General features: G+C 49.3%; 19 protein-coding genes. 13 read left to right on the top strand and 6 right to left on the bottom strand.

Annotated features, from left to right (window positions below; translation table 11 throughout):
* Positions 1 to 273 precede the first annotated feature (273 nt).
* From JZI27_RS06465 to JZI27_RS06440, 6 genes are read right to left on the bottom strand one after another with little or no spacing between them, the layout of a single operon-like run.
* Positions 274 to 489, bottom strand: a complete 216-nt coding sequence (locus JZI27_RS06465; protein ID WP_122909657.1) for a spore germination protein — start codon at positions 487 to 489, stop codon at positions 274 to 276.
* Between the two features lie 36 nt (positions 490 to 525).
* Positions 526 to 900: a spore germination protein GerPE gene (locus tag JZI27_RS06460; RefSeq protein ID WP_122909656.1), complete on the bottom strand. Its 375-nt coding sequence runs from the start codon at positions 898 to 900 to the stop codon at positions 526 to 528.
* Between the two features lie 18 nt (positions 901 to 918).
* A complete protein-coding gene (locus tag JZI27_RS06455; RefSeq protein WP_251244848.1) occupies positions 919 to 1,122 on the bottom strand; it encodes a spore gernimation protein GerPD in 204 nt (67 codons plus the stop codon).
* Complete coding sequence (gene gerPC, locus JZI27_RS06450) at positions 1,109 to 1,729, bottom strand: spore germination protein GerPC (RefSeq protein ID WP_280207084.1); 621 nt, start codon at positions 1,727 to 1,729, stop codon at positions 1,109 to 1,111. Before gerPC ends, JZI27_RS06455 begins: the two co-directional genes overlap by 14 nt.
* A 42-nt stretch (positions 1,730 to 1,771) precedes the next feature.
* Positions 1,772 to 1,996, bottom strand: coding sequence for a spore germination protein GerPB (locus tag JZI27_RS06445; RefSeq protein WP_280207083.1), 225 nt, complete (start codon positions 1,994 to 1,996; stop codon positions 1,772 to 1,774).
* On the bottom strand, positions 1,993 to 2,244 hold the full coding sequence (locus tag JZI27_RS06440) for a spore germination protein (RefSeq protein ID WP_251244846.1): 252 nt from the start codon (positions 2,242 to 2,244) through the stop codon (positions 1,993 to 1,995). The genes JZI27_RS06445 and JZI27_RS06440 overlap by 4 nt, the downstream gene beginning before the upstream one ends.
* Before the next feature lie 152 nt (positions 2,245 to 2,396).
* Here JZI27_RS06440 and JZI27_RS06435 point away from each other — a divergent pair, with 152 nt between their 5' ends.
* The 13 genes from JZI27_RS06435 (at position 2,397) to JZI27_RS06375 (ending at position 15,230) form a co-directional block, all read left to right on the top strand.
* On the top strand, positions 2,397 to 2,579 hold the full coding sequence (locus tag JZI27_RS06435; RefSeq protein WP_280207082.1) for a hypothetical protein: 183 nt from the start codon (positions 2,397 to 2,399) through the stop codon (positions 2,577 to 2,579).
* 159 nt (positions 2,580 to 2,738) lie between these two features.
* Positions 2,739 to 2,870 (top strand): hypothetical protein, encoded by a 132-nt coding sequence (locus JZI27_RS06430; RefSeq protein ID WP_276532812.1) that lies wholly within the window; start codon positions 2,739 to 2,741, stop codon positions 2,868 to 2,870.
* 124 nt (positions 2,871 to 2,994) lie between these two features.
* Positions 2,995 to 3,375 (top strand): ASCH domain-containing protein, encoded by a 381-nt coding sequence (locus JZI27_RS06425; protein ID WP_280207081.1) that lies wholly within the window; start codon positions 2,995 to 2,997, stop codon positions 3,373 to 3,375.
* A 38-nt stretch (positions 3,376 to 3,413) separates the two neighbouring features.
* Positions 3,414 to 3,572, top strand: coding sequence for a helix-turn-helix domain-containing protein (locus JZI27_RS06420; protein ID WP_280207080.1), 159 nt, complete (start codon positions 3,414 to 3,416; stop codon positions 3,570 to 3,572).
* Positions 3,573 to 3,684: 112 nt separating this feature from the next.
* Positions 3,685 to 4,437 carry a CPBP family glutamic-type intramembrane protease gene (locus JZI27_RS06415; RefSeq protein WP_280207079.1) on the top strand — a complete coding sequence of 251 codons (753 nt, stop codon included), beginning with the start codon at positions 3,685 to 3,687 and terminating at the stop codon, positions 4,435 to 4,437.
* Between the two features lie 170 nt (positions 4,438 to 4,607).
* Complete coding sequence (locus JZI27_RS06410) at positions 4,608 to 6,878, top strand: type IA DNA topoisomerase (protein WP_280207078.1); 2,271 nt, start codon at positions 4,608 to 4,610, stop codon at positions 6,876 to 6,878.
* A 111-nt stretch (positions 6,879 to 6,989) separates the two neighbouring features.
* Entirely contained in the window at positions 6,990 to 7,655 is a 666-nt protein-coding gene (locus JZI27_RS06405) for a PspA/IM30 family protein (RefSeq protein ID WP_122909647.1), read from the top strand.
* A 94-nt stretch (positions 7,656 to 7,749) separates the two neighbouring features.
* Complete coding sequence (locus tag JZI27_RS06400; RefSeq protein ID WP_122909646.1) at positions 7,750 to 8,154, top strand: DUF350 domain-containing protein; 405 nt, start codon at positions 7,750 to 7,752, stop codon at positions 8,152 to 8,154.
* Positions 8,155 to 8,176: 22 nt separating this feature from the next.
* On the top strand, positions 8,177 to 8,683 hold the full coding sequence (locus JZI27_RS06395) for a DUF4178 domain-containing protein (protein WP_122909645.1): 507 nt from the start codon (positions 8,177 to 8,179) through the stop codon (positions 8,681 to 8,683).
* A gap of 12 nt (positions 8,684 to 8,695) precedes the next feature.
* A complete protein-coding gene (locus tag JZI27_RS06390) occupies positions 8,696 to 9,469 on the top strand; it encodes a DUF4247 domain-containing protein (RefSeq protein WP_122909644.1) in 774 nt (257 codons plus the stop codon).
* 151 nt (positions 9,470 to 9,620) lie between these two features.
* The gene (locus tag JZI27_RS06385; RefSeq protein WP_280207077.1) at positions 9,621 to 11,213 is read left to right on the top strand and encodes a long-chain-fatty-acid--CoA ligase; all 1,593 of its coding nucleotides are present in this window, start codon (positions 9,621 to 9,623) and stop codon (positions 11,211 to 11,213) included.
* A 466-nt stretch (positions 11,214 to 11,679) separates the two neighbouring features.
* Positions 11,680 to 12,330, top strand: a complete 651-nt coding sequence (locus tag JZI27_RS06380) for a DUF4912 domain-containing protein (protein ID WP_280207076.1) — start codon at positions 11,680 to 11,682, stop codon at positions 12,328 to 12,330.
* A 14-nt stretch (positions 12,331 to 12,344) separates the two neighbouring features.
* The gene (locus tag JZI27_RS06375; protein ID WP_280207075.1) at positions 12,345 to 15,230 is read left to right on the top strand and encodes a 1,4-alpha-glucan branching protein domain-containing protein; all 2,886 of its coding nucleotides are present in this window, start codon (positions 12,345 to 12,347) and stop codon (positions 15,228 to 15,230) included.
* The last annotated feature ends 26 nt before the right edge of the window (positions 15,231 to 15,256 follow it).

Raw genomic sequence — 15,256 nt, 5'->3', positions numbered from 1 at the left:
AGATTAGCGGAAGATAGTATAAGTGCAACTAAGGCTCCGCCAAAAGCTTGGCGTAGCCAAGTTTTCTAACAGTATCGGAAAGTATAAACTTCTGTGAGTAAAACGTCCCGATACTGCAAGAATAACCTACCTCTAAAACGCGGTCGCACGTCATTGAAATGGCCTCGATAGAGGTTTTCTTATGATGCTCACCCGAAAACGGGAGCATGAACGCAGAACAGGGCTTGTCCGACCTATAAAAGAGCACAGTGTCTGGGAGATGAGCACTGTGCATCAAACATTTCCAACAAGTGGCTGGTCCACGACGCTCGGGTCTAGCGTGTTCGTCGCACTTGCCCCATTTATGGTGTTGACGACGTTTCCTGTATTGCCGCCACCAGAACCGGAGAAGGTTTTATTCGCACTTTTCGGTGAGATATTGAGGGTGTCCCCAAAGTTAACGGTACCAGAGTTGCTGTTGATATTAACTGCGCCTATGATCGAAGGCAAAGAACACCCCTCCCTTCACCCTCGTGCACCTGTCGATCAAGACGGATCTCTCAACAAGTGCCGAATGTTTTTTATGCGGGTTTCCATCGTGACACAGTCATTTGAGCCAATTTGCAAAACAGAGGAAGCAGAGAGAAAAGAAGTCTTCACACATTTCACATGGATAAAGCCGTTGTCCTGGCACGTTATCGTTTGGAAGGAGTCAGGCTGTTCAGGCTCTGGCAGGGGGAAGGTGAATAACGGATAATCCGTGAATTGAAATTCATGCTCGTAGTAAATGGCTGGCTCGCGCTGTACAGAGATGACATTCGAGACCGCATCGATATTGTGAGAATCGCCGATTTCGATGACAGAAGAAGTATCGACTGAGATGATGGACAAGGAGTCTACTTTTGATGTTCTTGTGTTCATGGCAGGGACTCTCTTTGCTTACGTAGCCAGGGGACGCACCGGCGCAAGCGTGACCCCGACAATCAATTCTTCAGGCGGCCCTTCGAATGAGGTGAAGAGGTACACTTTTTTTGTATCTCCTACGAGCAGAGAAGCTGCGGTAGACAGGCTGAATATATGAAGTGCACCAACGCAAACCTCACCATTCGTCACTTTGTAGTTCAACCTCTCATGCTTCTCCATGGTCTACCTCCCGCGGCAAATGTGTGACAAACGTAGTACAAGTCCGTTCAATATCGCGTTTCACCTTTTGTATGACCTTTTGTTCCCAGGCATCTATTTGCTCCGGCTCTAGCTCATCTGTATCTAGCTGGCCGAGATAATGAAGAATCCGCTGATCGATCTGTTTTTTGACGTCATCCAGAATAAAGCTGCGGTATGCCGGGTCCAACGGATAACCGTAATCGTCTTCGATCCGCTTCAAGACCTGATAGGCGTCCCGCTCCAGATAACGGTAAATTTCACTCTGTACGCGTTTGAAAGATGGCGAGCCAGCCGGATCAGTCGCACCGTTCGAGGGAGGAGTAGGCACAGAAATTTCGCCGATAGCAGCATCATTACCTTTGGGATTAAGTCCAATATTCATGGTGCCTTCGAGCTTCTCCACTTTTAACAAATCAAATTTATATTCATTTTTGATCACGGTAGGGACTTGCTTTTCTTTCCACTCACTCATTTCCTGATTCAGCTGCTCAATCAGCTTTTTCATGCTCTCCATCTGTTTGTTTTGAGCATGCAGATAATCGCTCATCTGTTGAAAATACTGCATGATTTCTTGATCCAAGTACATGACGATCATCCTTCTTTTCCGAACTGACAGCAGTCTAGACTGCTAGGAAGGCGTAACCAGAGGTACGCGTGGGACAAAATCTTCCGGTGGGGTACTTTCTGGTTGTAATTCGGTTTGAGGCGCGGGCCCTGTAAAGCCTCCGGTATTAAAAAGCTGTGTGATTGGTTTGATCATTCCTGAACTGCCGATCTGACAAATGGACGAATTGGTCAGACTCTCGATTTTTAACTGATGAATGACAATATGCTGTTGAACAAAAAAATTCATGAACGCTCCCGTCCTTTGATCGAGGCCTCAACGATTTCTTCCACAAATATCGGTATCTGTGCATCAGAGGTATCATTTACGTAGATGACGGTTTTGGGGATATGAAAATACAGGTTCTTGCCCGAGTTGAAAGATCCCCCACCGGTAAACGTCTGGAGGTAGCTGACTGGCGTGACGTTTCGCACATCGCCGACGTTAAAGACGCCAGTCATACTATTGACATTCACGACTCCCACAATAGCTGGCATCTCATCCACACCTTTCGCCAAGGAAATCCTTTTGTATTGTATGTGAGAAACAAGTGGGTGTTCATATCTGTTTTTATGACCGCTTTTAACGACGCAAGCATAGAGTGGATCATCCATGATTTTTTACAGCAAGACAATAAGGAGGTCACGTATTGGAAATCAAAATGAACAACAAGTGCATGAAGGTTGATGAGATCGAAATCACGGGTGTCACACAATCGTCCTTTGTATTGATCGGTGATGCAGATGTCGTAGATTGTGTAACCTTGTTCGATACACCCGAAGACTCACTGATTATTAGCAAACAAGTCCCGCTCAAGCCGAAAGAGTGGTAGCGAAGGTGCATGTGTTTCTTGACAAGACGAGTCTTTACAAATTTCCCAGCTCCACGTAAAATAACGTTCAGCTTAGAAAAATCTGTAAAAGATGATTTTTCTAAGCATTTTTTTGGTTAAAAATGAACATTCGTTCATGATTGGACGCGGGGAAAGGGGATGCTTCATATACAAGAGCTCGAAAAAGTCATTCAGGAAGAGATGCAGAAGAATCAGCTACCAGGACTTGCTATTGCGGCTGTACATAAACGATCGAACGGCATTTCTTTGTATCACCAAAAGGTGGAATGATTCGTTTCGACGAGGAAGGTACCGGAGTCGTGAATCCCTTTTTTTCGCAGGATGCTGACGGATCGATCGATCAGGAACGCCGTCGAAGCCCATATACACCTATACGGAAAGCGAGTGAATGATCATGAAACGAACCACATTTTGGGGACGGGACGAAAATGATGAACGCCTGGTCGAGCAAATCATAGCGGGTACGAAAACCGCAACATGTACACCGAAATGTTGGTATGATGCCGATCCAGATGAAATCACAGAGGTAGGAGAGCTGGTGGAGGTATACAGTAAAAAAGGGGCGTACATGTGCACGATTGAAATCATCGATAAATACGAGCTGCCATTTGGCCAGATCGACGAGCGAACCGTCGTTGGGGAAAATTGCAGCAGCTATGCAGAGTTTCGTGCAGATCATGTCTTTGCTTGGGAGTCTGACCTAAAAAAAGACGGTCATGAATTGACAGACGACACCATGATTGTGGTCGAACATTTTCGACTGGTGAAAAGTTGAGAGCGAGTTATGCAATACTTAAAGAAAGAAAGAAAGAAATGGAAGAGACGATTTTTGCTGTAGCGCGACAAGAATTTTCACAACATGGATTTGAAGCTACGACGATGCGAAAGATTGCGCAAGAAGTCGGCATAACGGCGCCTAATCTGTACCGATACGTGGAAAATAAAGACTTGAACAAGTGGAGCATCAGATGATCAACGAGCTACCTCGTCTGAGGAGGAAGAAGTAATAGTCAGCCTGACCATCCAGATGATCCACATGTATGTTAATCTTACACGGCAGGACTGAAAGGAACGAATGAGCAGTATGTGGAGAAAACATCTAAAACTTGCATCATGGGCAGCTGTCATAGCCATACTCGCCAGTCTGATCCTTCTTCCTTATCAACTAAAAATCGTCACCATGCCTACCGTACCCGGCATTCCGATGGCGGTGCTATTGGCATTATCCATCTTTCAGACCAGCGTCATGGTTTTTGTGCTGTCTCTTTTGGGATCCCGGCTGGCTGAAGAGGTTCAATTGCCGCTCCCGATCCTTCGCGGGTATGTAGAAGGCAGAAAAGGAGCAGTCTGGGATAAGCAATCCCTATTGTGGTCATTGGGTATGGGGATTTTGGTCGCTTTGCTGATCACGGTGCTGGACCGTTATGTATTTTCTTCCTCGATTCCAGGATTGGTGAATCTCGAACAGCAGGTTCCTCGCTGGTATGGGCTGTTGACGGTACCGTATGGAGGAATCGTGGAAGAGCTGATGCTTCGCCTTGGTGTCATGAGTATGACGGTCTGGCTTTTGGCGAAAATCACGAGAAGTCGTTTTAGCGCTATACCTACTTGGGTATATGTGTGTGGGATCGTGCTTGCGGCCATCGTCTTTGGCTTGCTGCACTTGCCTGCCACTATTCAAATTTTTGGTGAATTAACGCCAGTACTGATCCTTCGTGGTATCCTGCTGAATGGCATCGGAGGAGTGGTGTACGGTACTCTCTTTTGGAAAAGAGGGTTGGAATACGCTATGGTTGCCCATATGGCAGGAGACGTTGTCTTGCACGTCGTGTTTTAGAAAGCAGCTTCCCAGGATTGGACTACCTTCGAGCTATGCATTGAGGTATACTATTTGTATGATGAAAGCATCCAGGACTCTAGCGTATCGTTCGCTAGAGTTTTTTTGCTCAATTTGCTGGGAGAGTGTAGTCGGAATCAGCCAGCAGCTTAGTAAGGAGAGAACCCGTTTTGAAAACACTCATTATTGCGGAAAAACCTGACATGGGACGAAATATAGCGGCCGCAATAGAGCCCAAAGCCAAAAATCACCGTACATACCTTGAAGGCGAGCGATACATCATTACCTGGGCGATCGGTCACTTGGTCGAATTGGCAGAACCGGACGCCTATGATGTGAAATACAAGAAGTGGAACATCCATGATCTCCCGATTATCCCGAATACATTTAAGCTGGTACCCAACCGCAAAACCAGGGATCAGCTGAAGGTCATTGCAGATTTGGCGAAGCGAAGCAATCTTCTGATCAATTCATGCGATGCCGGGCGGGAGGGGCAGCATATCTTTTCGCTGATCCAGCGACATCTCAAGCTGAGACAGCCTGTGAAAAGGCTCTGGATATCAGACCTGACGCCGGAAACGATCCGCAAGGGCTTTTCCGAACTCAAGGACGGATCCGAATATGAAAATCTGACAAAAGCAGCCAGAGCCCGCAGCGAAGCCGATTGGCTGATCGGGATGAACGGTTCGCGCGCCTTTACCACCAAGCACAATGTCCTGATCTCAGTAGGCAGAGTGCAGACCCCCGTACTCGCTCTGATCTACGACCGGCAAAAACAGATCGAAGCTTTTTCCTCTTTGAAGTATTTTGAAGTGGAAGGTCACTTTACGCAGAATGAAATCAGCTACAAGGGAATCTGGCAAGGCGAGCGCATGACCGATCCTGCGAAAGCCGAGCAGCTGGCACGAAAAGTGAAGGGCAAACCGGCGCGCATTGCCTCCTATGAAGTGAAGGACACCAAAGAGTATCCTTTTAAGCTCTACGATCTGACCTTGCTGCAGCGCGAAGCCAACAGCAGGTACGGTTTTTCAGCCAAAAAGACACTCGATCTCGCGCAGGCGCTTTATGAAAAGCACAAGGTGATTTCCTATCCGCGTACGAATTCCAACTACGTGACCGAGCAGAACATTCCGGAGATGCACAAAACGCTGAACGCTTTGCAAGGCACGTCCTACGACGAGTGGGTGAAGGGAGCAAACCGCAGTCTCGTACACAAGGGAAACCGCTTCGTTTGCAATCCGGCAAAGGTCGAGGATCATCATGCGATCCTGCCAACCAATCGCAAGGCGACGGGCCTATCTTCAGATGAGCAAAAGCTCTACGATCTGATTGTACGCCGCTTCCTTTCCCAATTTTACCCGGCTGCCGAATACAAGATTCATTCGGTTATGACAGAAGTGGAAAAGGAAAGGTTCAAGACAACCGTCAAAGAGCTGCGCAGCATTGGCTGGAAGGTCATCTATGCAGACCAGAAGAAGGAAAAGCCCAGAGGCGCCAAGAATCAGAACAAGAATGAAGAAGAGCAAGAGGAAATCGAAGTCAACGAACCTTTTTCCCTGCTTGCCGATGCAGCCGTCCATTGTCAGAACGCTCAGGTAAAAGAGAAGGAGACGCAGCCGCCCAAGCACTATACCGAGGGCACTCTGCTCAAGGCGATGGAAAGTGCGGGCAAGCAGATCGAAGACGAGGAGCTGCGCGACGCGATGAAGGAATCCGGTCTGGGTACACCCGCGACCCGGGCAGCCACCATCGAGCGACTGAAGAAAGTCGGTTACGTGGAAATGCAGGGGAAGAAAATCCTCTTGACGCAAAAAGGACGAACCGTGATCGAACTGATTCGGGGAGCAGGGGTCGAGCTGCTAACCTCGCCTGAAATGACAGGTCACTGGGAGCGCCGCCTGAATGAAATTTCCAGGGGCGCTGCTTCTGACGAGCGTTTCATGGAAAACGTGAAGAAATTTGCAACCATGATCGTAGACAAGGTTCGTGTACAGGCGCGTGCAGACAAGACCTCATTCGAAAGTGCGGATGGCAAGGGGGCTCAGAGCAAAAGAGCAAGTGGGAAAGCGACAGGTAAATCAGCAGCAGCCAAAACGCGCAAAACGACCGGAGAAGCAGGTGCAACACGGAGTCGCGCGAAGGCTGGCACTTCTACCGCTTCCGCAGCTTCTAGCATCATTGCCCAATGCCCGCGACCCGGATGTGGCGGTTCGATCTTCATGGGGCGAAAAGGCTACGGATGTTCCAATTACAATGTAGGCTGCCGCTTCGTCATCTGGAAGGAGAGCTATGGGCGGAATCTGACAGATGCCCAGGTAAGAGGACTGATTGAAAAAGGCAAGACAGGGAAAATGAAGCTGATGCTTGCAGATGGAACCCCGACGGAGGGGCGCCTCATGCTCCAAAGCAAGGAGACAGGCGAGCTGGGAATTCTCCCCTAAAAAACTCCATCACGATATCGAAACTTCTTTCTCCCTTTCACGTAGATACATAGTAACAAGAGGGAAGCCAATTTTCGCCCTTTCACAAAGGTATCTAAGGAGGAAAAATCCATGTCCATTTTTAAAAGACTTCGTGATTTGACCATGTCCAACCTGAATGCGCTGATCGAAAAAGCAGAAGATCCCATCAAACTGACGGATCAATACCTGCGTGACATGCAGGATGATCTGGAGGAAGCAGAAAAAGCGGTAGCTGCCCAAATCGCACTGGAAAAGAAATTCAAGGTGCTGTATGAAGAACAGGAAGCGTTGGCGAAAAAACGTGAAGAGCAGGCACATGTGGCTGCACAAGCGAAAAATATCGACCTGGCTCGCAGAGCATTGGAAGAGAAAAAAGCTGCTGAGCAAAAAGTGGCGGAGTACAAGGCCGGTTACGATAAAAACAAACTGGCTGCCGACAACCTGCGTGATCAACTCGCTGAGATGAAAAAGCAGATCACCGAGTTGAAAAACAAACGTGAGACGCTGGTCGCACGCGTAAATGCAGCGAAAGCACAAAAGACCATCAATCAAGCGATGTCCGGCCTCGGTTCCAGCTCCGCGATGTCCGGTCTGAAGCGGATGGAAGAAAAAGCCCTGCAAATGGAGGCGGAAGCCGAAGCGAGCGGAGAGCTTTACAAGAAAGAAACCAATCTGGACGAAGAAATCGCCAAGCTGAGCAAGGATCAACAGGTTGAAGACGAGCTTGCAGCATTAATGAAAAAATACGAGGGGTAAACCGCATTTGGCGGTCCCCCTTTTTTTCGGCCTTGTGGTGTGTGCAAGTGCAAGGCTAACTCTCTAATCATTTGAATCGTACGGGGTGATGTGCTTGGATTGGATCGAAGTTCTCGCCATGCTGGTATGGACCGGTGCTGGAGGCCTTTTATTATTCGTATTGATGTGGATTGACTCCTTGTTTACCAAGTACAAGGATATGACGGAAATGAAAAACGGAAACATGGCTGTGACGGCTCGATTCGTCATGAAGCTGTTTGCACAAGGCTACATTTTGTCCCAGTCTATCGCTCATTCTCAAGACTTGTGGACGGCATTGTTCGTTTCCGTGATCTCATTTGTGATTTTATTCATTCTGGAAAGAATCGTGGAATTGGTGTTCCGAATGATCGGAGGACTCAATCTGGAAGAAGGCACACAGCAAGGAAAGGTTACGCATGCGATTTTGGCAGGTTCCTTTCATATCGTTGGAGCCATGATCATCGCGGCGTGCCTGTAAGCGCAGCAGGAGGGAGTATGCAATGAGCCTGTTTAAGCGAATAACGAACTTGTTTTCCAAGCACGAACCGCCGGAGCCGGAGAAAAGCATCCTGACCGTAGGGGCAGGTGACGTGGTAGAAGTGTCGATGGTCACGTATCAGGTGACGGGCAAAGCCAGCAATGCGAGCCGCCATGCAACCATGCTGACGCTGCAGGACGGCAATGATATTCGCTATCTCTACATCGAAGATCGTGAGCGCACGGTGTTTCACCTCTATCATGTGATCGATGGACGACTGGATTCGGTGGATGAGGTGCCGACCACCATCGAGATGGATGATGTGACGTACCATCTGGAGGAGCAGTATTCCGGACGGATCAGCGTGGTCGGAAAAGCTCCTTTTTCAGCATCTGGAGAGCAGTATATTTGGCAATTCCAGTCTGACCAGCGCCAGCTGTTGCGGATTGAATGGCAGGATGGTAGATTCATGCTCTACGAGGGAGAGACGGTACTTCCGGCTGATGTGCAGGTGTTACGCGGTAGCTAGGAGGAGAGGCATATGCCCCGTGAATGGGTAAAATTGATCAAGCTCTTTTTGATACCTGCCATCTTCCTGATGGCTATGGCTGGCGGTGGCGGCCATGCAGCGCCGGATATCAGTGACACGTATGCCTTGGAATCCGTCAGTTCCGTAGATGGAGGGCAATCCTCACGCGTATATCGGGCTGTCAATAAGACCGTGCCAGAGGTTGCCGAAGAGCTGGTCGCTATTGAAGAGCCGGAGGAAATGTCTGCGGAAAATACCGAGCGCATGTTCCTCGTCTATACAGATGCCTGGTATCATCTGCAGCAGGACCCGCAAAATCCGGCGGATACCATCGTGCAGAAAGATACGAAGGAATTCGTTGAGAAAAACTACGAGTCTTCCTTTCTGAAAGCGTACTTTGTCGCCTCCGTCCTGGAGGATGTCCTCGATGGGATGAGCAGCAGTGGAGGCAGCTATCGTGGATATTCCAGCAAGGAAGTGAACAAGCCAGGCGGAACGTACAGTACGCCGGACAAAGCAAGCCCGCCTGTCACCAAAGAAGGTACAGGGAGCATCATTAAACGGAGCAGCCAAAAACCCGATCAAACCGCAACGGTAGGATCCGGAGGCAGCTTGTTTGACAAACAGTCGGATTCAACGACCAAAAGCTCAGGAAAAATCATCCGCAATTCTTCATCGTCCAAGGAATCCTCGTCGAGCAAAAGCTCATCCATTTTTTCACCATCGAAAAAATCTCCTCCAAAGACGAAAGTCGGAGGTTCAGGCAGAATAACCAAACGACGTTGACCCGCCAGCAGGTTTGAGGCGGGTTTTCGTCTATTCTTGGACTTAGTTGTGGAATTGTGAATTTTTTCAGTATTTTCCGATAACGAAATTGACGCCAAACTCCTGAATTGCTAGTCTATGGATAAAGCACCAATAGAAGGAGATGGAACCTATGCATGTAGCCTTGCGAATCGATGATACCTTGCGCCGTGCAGTCTTGCTCTATCCGGATGTGGAGGCTGTTTTGGAAAACGAAAGGCGTTGGACCTACAGGGAATTTCAGAGTGAAGTGCATCAGCTGGCTCGAGCCATGCAGCGGCTGGGAATTGAAAAAGGAGATCGGGTAGCCGTCCTCTCGCCCAATACGGCAGCCATGCTGCAGCTATTCTATGCCTGCTTCCAGCTGGGAGCGGTGGTTGTCCCCCTCAATACACGACTGTTGCCGCATGATTATCAATACATCGTCGATCATGCTGAGGCGAAGCTGTTTTTCGTGGACGAGGAATTAATTCCATTGGTACAGCCGATTGTCGATGAGCTTCCGACCGTATCCAGGCGCATCATGATCGCACTGGACTTCTCCTCAGAACCGCATGGCGGATGGGCAACATTTCATTCCCTTCTGGCACAAGAAAGCTGTGATCCGTTGGTCGTCGAGATCGAGGAGACGGATTTGGCAACCATCCTCTACACCAGCGGCACGACTGGCAAACCCAAAGGCGTCATGCACTCCCACCGCACCCTTTACTTCAACATGCAAAATACGATGTTCCATCTCCGCGCTTCCGATCACGATGTCCTCTTACATACCTTACCGATGTTTCACGTCAATGGCTGGGGAACCCCATTCTCCTTTACAGCAGTAGGTGCCAGGCACGTCATGCTACGAAAGATCGATCCGCCACTCATTCACTCCTTGATCCAAAACGAAGGGATCACAGTCGCATGTATGGCCCCTACGGTACTGAATATGCTGATAAATGAGCCTCTTTTTCATAGTGACAAGGTGGACAGCTCGATCCGAGTCGTCATCGCTGGGTCAGCACCGCCTACAGCGTTTGTCCGAACCGTGGAACAGCAGCTGGGCTGGGAATTTATACAGGTATACGGGATGACGGAATGCGCACCACTGATCACGGTATCACCCATCAAGCATCATCTGAGAAATGAAGAGGAGGAAACTCGTTTTCGCCGGAAAGCCAAGGCGGGAATCCCGATGCTGAATGTAGAAATTCGAGTCGTGGACGACGAAAATAGCGACGTGCCGCGGGACGGAAAAAGCATTGGCGAGGTGATCGCTCGCGGCAATATGGTGATGGAGGGCTACTGGAAGCAGCCGGAAGCCACTGCAGCCGCTATTGTGGATGGCTGGTACCGGACGGGTGATATGGCAACGGTCGATGCTGAAGGATATATCGACATCGTAGATCGTAAGAAAGACATTATCATCAGCGGCGGTGAAAATATCTCATCGATCGAAGTGGAAGGCTTGCTTTATGAGCATCCTGCTGTATTGGAAGCCGCAGTCGTTTCCGTTCCGCATGAAAAATGGGGTGAGGTGCCATACGCGATCATCGTTCCTCGTCCTGGCATGCAGATCGACGAGGAAGCATTGAACCATTTTTGTCGAGATCGAATGGCTGCGTTTAAATGTCCCAAGGGCTTTCAGATTGTCGACGAATTGCCAAAGACCGCCTCAGGTAAAATTCGCAAGGTGGAGCTTCGCCAACCGTTTTGGCAGGAGAAAGGAAAACGGGTTAATTAGTTAGCTTCGAAATGGTACAGAACACTACGGTAAGAGTCGATGCCTTTTGGCGTCGGCTTTTTTTCTTTTTCCTGATCGCGAGTATACATACATCAACATCCGTCGGCATAAGTGAAAGGGGTATGTGTTCTATTTCTGCTTATGAAGAAAGGAGTTTCGCGCAAAAAATGAACGAAAATTCGACGTGTGAAAGCGTTTGCTGCGCATAGCAACTCAACTTTTGCTCGGACATGACGAAAACATCATTCTTTATCGACAAAAGAAGAAGGGAACCTCAACCAGCGTTCGACAGTTTTTCTACCTTGCATTGGCTATGATGACAGTGTTGGCTGATGATCACAAAAACAGTCGAATCCGTCTGGTTTGACTGCAAGTTGTTACATCTCTTCATAGGAAAAACTCCGAAAAGTGTGGATCTCTCGTTGAGAGGGGACGTTTTTCACAGAAAGGAAAGGAGCGCTCACCTGTGCTAGAAAAAATTCTACAGCTTAAATCCCAATCGATGACGATTTCCCAAATTGCCGAAGAATGTGGTTTGACGATCGGTCAGGTCAAGTACCGGTTGCAAAAAGGGAAGTCCAAATCTGAACAAGAAAGCCACCAGCCGAACCACCAGCTGCCCCAAAAAGCCGAACCAGATGACAACCAAGGCTGGCGCTTAGCCAGTTATTACGGTCGGGATATCATCAAGGCAATGGCACAAGGGCCTACTGTACTTTTCGTCTATTGGGAAATCACCTGGCCGCGCATGAGAATGGTCGCTTCTTATCTGCAAAGCGATTATCGTCAAATCCAAAAAGGAATTCGGATTTATGATGTGACCGACCGTTTGTTTGATGGTCATAACGCACATTGGCATAGAGATTTCCAAATTCAAGAAGAGGCAAACGGATGGTACGTGAACGATCTTCAACCTGATCGAACGTATATCGTTGATTTTGGACTCTTTGATCAAAATCGTTTTTGTCCCATATTACGTTCTGAATCGGTGGTCACACCGCGAAATACAAAGGCTGTCTGGGGAGAGCCACTGATAGAACCTGTGACACAGACATCTGTTCCGTCTTGGTTCGAGAACTTTTCTTCCTATTCCCTATATACCAAATCCACTCCATAAGTGAGGTGCTGTCGGTGCATCACGGATATCTCGCCCTTGTGCTGCATGCCCATCTACCCTATGTGCGTCACGGGGACAGGGACGATTGTTTAGAGGAGCGTTGGATCTATGAAGCGATGCTGGAATCGTATCTGCCTATTCTGCTGGTTTGCGAAAAGCTGCTGGAGGATCGAATTGATTTTCGCCTGACTGTGGCGGTATCGCCAACCTTGTTGTCCATGCTTGAAGATGAATTGGTCCAGTCTCGATTCCGTATTCATCTGCGAAAAACGGTGGAGCTGGCGGGACGTGAGGTTAGGCGGTCAGTCGAGCATCCAAAAGAGCATCGCCTCGCCAAAATGTATCTCGAACGCTTTCGAGAGATCGTCACGTACTGCACCAAGCACCAGTATTCATTGATACCTGCTTTGAAAAAGCTTCAGGATAGCGGATGCGTCGAGGTGATTACTTGCGCGGCAACCCACGCTTTTCTTCCGTATGTGGAGACGGAAGAGGCGATCCGTGCACAGCTTCTGACAGGGATCGAGACGCACACACGCATCCTGGGCAAACGCCCTACCGGAATCTGGCTACCGGAGTGCGGGTATACGCTAGGCTTGGATCGGTTGTTGAAAGAAGCAGGCATCCGTTATTTCTTCGTGGACAGTCACACGATCCAGCACGCGACTCCCCATCCGCGACGTGGCTTGTACGCTCCACTCTTGACTCCTTATGATGTCGCTGCCTTTGCGCGTGACGAGGTCGCCTCCCGACAGGTATGGAGTTCCTATGACGGTTACCCGGGCGATTTTGATTACCGTGAATACTATCGCGATATCGGATTTGATCGGGAGATGACGTACATTGAGCCCTATATCCATCCGGCGGGGATTCGCGTACATACGGGACTCAAATACCATCGGATTACGGGCAAGAATGTAGAAAAGGATTGGTATGATCCCCAACTGGCTCGTGAGAAAGCAGAAGCTCATGCACAGCACTTTCTCGAGCATCGCGAGCGTCAGGTGCGGGAAACAGCAGTCTGGATGGACCGGGAGCCGCTGGTGGTCGCCACCTATGATGCTGAGCTGTTTGGCCACTGGTGGTATGAAGGCCCACAATTTCTCGATCATCTGCTTCGCAAAACCACGATGGCTTCCGATGAGGTTCGCCTGATCACTCCCGCCGCCTATCTTGAGCGTTATCCTGAAAATGATCGCGCACGACTGCCGATGTCCTCCTGGGGACGCAATGGCTATGGCGAGGTCTGGCTGAATGAACGAAACGATTGGCTGTATCGCCACCTGCATCAGGCAGAGCGGGAAATGGTTGAGGCTGTGATACAGGTTCACAGGCAGCAGGATCATGGAGAGAAGGCCGAATTCGGGGTCCGCTGTTTGCGTCAGGCTGCACGGGAACTGATGCTTGCGCAGAGCAGTGACTGGTCATTCATCATGGATGGGCAGACTGTCGTGGAGTACGCGGTACGTCGCGTTCATGATCATCTGACACGTTTTTTTGAACTGATCGAGATGGTTCGAAGCGACCAGTATGAACCGGTAAAAATCCAAAGCATGGAAATGGCTTATCCGCTTTTTCCTGATGTGAGGGAAAGGTATTATTTGCCTGCTTCCATGCATAAAGTGAACGTATCGCAGCAAATGGTTGCGGTCAGCCAGGCGCACGGAACGCAGCCCCGAATCCTGATGCTCAGCTGGGAATTCCCTCCGTATGTGGTTGGCGGACTGGGACGGGCGGTCTACGATTTGGCCATCCATCTGGTTCGCTTGGGTGTGGAGGTGCATGTCCTGACTGGCTCTGCTGACAGGGTAGCAGGGAGTGAATGGGTGGAGGGCATCCATGTCCATCGTGTCAACACCTTCTCTACGGCAGAGCAAGAGGATTTCCTGCAGTGGGTATTTCAACTGAACCTGGCGATCGTGGACACGGTCGAACAGATGAGGAGAGAAGGCTTTTATCCTGATCTGATTCATGCCCATGACTGGCTGGTTGGTTGGGCAGCCGTGGAAATGAAACACCGCTGGAACCTTCCCTTGATTTCCACGATTCATGCTTTGGAACATGGCCGTCATCAGGGGATTCATTCGCCACTACAGCAGCGAATCCACGATTGTGAAAGGGAGCTGTGCAAGGTATCTGACCGCATCTTTGTTTGCAGCCAGTACATGATGGAAGAAGTGAAACGCTTGTTTGGAATGGCTGAAGAAAAGATGTGCCTGATTTACAACGGTGTAGAATCACCCCCTGACCTGAGTGAAGAAATGAGTCGGCATATGGAGGAGGTTCGACGGGAGCTAGGTCTGGGGCAGGGACCCATGCTGTTTTTCGTTGGTAGACTTGTCAAAGAGAAAGGCGTTCATCTCCTGCTTCATGCACTCTCACGCTTGCGGCACGAGCATCCGGATCTGACGCTCGTCATCGCCGGAAAAGGTCCAATGCGTGAAGAACTACAAGATTTGGCACACCGGTATGGCATTGCTAATGAAGTACGTTTCTTGGGATTTGTCGACGATGAACGTAGAAATGTGTTGTTTCGTTTGGCAGACGTAGCCGTATTCCCCAGCTTGTATGAGCCATTCGGAATCGTCGCATTGGAGGCGATGTCGTTTGGCACGCCATTATTGGCAGCAGATACAGGAGGTCTTCGCGAGATTGTCCGCCATCAGGAGAACGGGGTCACGATGTACGCAGGTGATGTGGATTCGCTTGTCAATCAGTTGCGCTGGCTGTTGAATCATCCTGAAGAGAGGATTTTCATGTCCAAGGTCGCGCAATCTGAGGTGCAAAGCCGATATGCATGGACACATTTGGCCCAAAAAACGGTTGAGCAGTATCGTATGCTTCTCCCTACAGTAAGACCTGATGAGGAAGTTGATCTTGTGTCATCGAAAGTTCCGTGACAGACTCGATGGAAGATTGCCAGTAT

Origin of the sequence: Brevibacillus sp. AY1 (assembly GCF_029870785.1) — a bacterium.
Taxonomy (GTDB): domain Bacteria; phylum Bacillota; class Bacilli; order Brevibacillales; family Brevibacillaceae; genus Brevibacillus; species Brevibacillus invocatus.
The sequence above is the reverse complement of the archived record's forward strand: the minus strand, read 5'-3'. Positions and strand labels throughout refer to the sequence as shown.

Excerpts from the sequence above, each read along its gene's own strand:
- JZI27_RS06440 (WP_251244846.1), bottom strand. The coding sequence starts at position 2,244 with ATGCCAGCTATTGTGGGAGTCGTGAATGTCAATAGTATGACTGGCGTC.
- JZI27_RS06405 (WP_122909647.1), top strand. The coding sequence starts at position 6,990 with ATGTCCATTTTTAAAAGACTTCGTGATTTGACCATGTCCAACCTGAAT.
- JZI27_RS06455 (WP_251244848.1), bottom strand. The coding sequence starts at position 1,122 with ATGGAGAAGCATGAGAGGTTGAACTACAAAGTGACGAATGGTGAGGTT.
- JZI27_RS06445 (WP_280207083.1), bottom strand. The coding sequence starts at position 1,996 with ATGAATTTTTTTGTTCAACAGCATATTGTCATTCATCAGTTAAAAATC.
- JZI27_RS06395 (WP_122909645.1), top strand. The coding sequence starts at position 8,177 with ATGAGCCTGTTTAAGCGAATAACGAACTTGTTTTCCAAGCACGAACCG.
- JZI27_RS06390 (WP_122909644.1), top strand. The coding sequence starts at position 8,696 with ATGCCCCGTGAATGGGTAAAATTGATCAAGCTCTTTTTGATACCTGCC.
- JZI27_RS06415 (WP_280207079.1), top strand. The coding sequence starts at position 3,685 with ATGTGGAGAAAACATCTAAAACTTGCATCATGGGCAGCTGTCATAGCC.
- JZI27_RS06425 (WP_280207081.1), top strand. The coding sequence starts at position 2,995 with ATGAAACGAACCACATTTTGGGGACGGGACGAAAATGATGAACGCCTG.
- gerPC (WP_280207084.1), bottom strand. The coding sequence starts at position 1,729 with ATGTACTTGGATCAAGAAATCATGCAGTATTTTCAACAGATGAGCGAT.
- JZI27_RS06460 (WP_122909656.1), bottom strand. The coding sequence starts at position 900 with ATGAACACAAGAACATCAAAAGTAGACTCCTTGTCCATCATCTCAGTC.
- JZI27_RS06420 (WP_280207080.1), top strand. The coding sequence starts at position 3,414 with ATGGAAGAGACGATTTTTGCTGTAGCGCGACAAGAATTTTCACAACAT.
- JZI27_RS06430 (WP_276532812.1), top strand. The coding sequence starts at position 2,739 with ATGCTTCATATACAAGAGCTCGAAAAAGTCATTCAGGAAGAGATGCAG.
- JZI27_RS06385 (WP_280207077.1), top strand. The coding sequence starts at position 9,621 with ATGCATGTAGCCTTGCGAATCGATGATACCTTGCGCCGTGCAGTCTTG.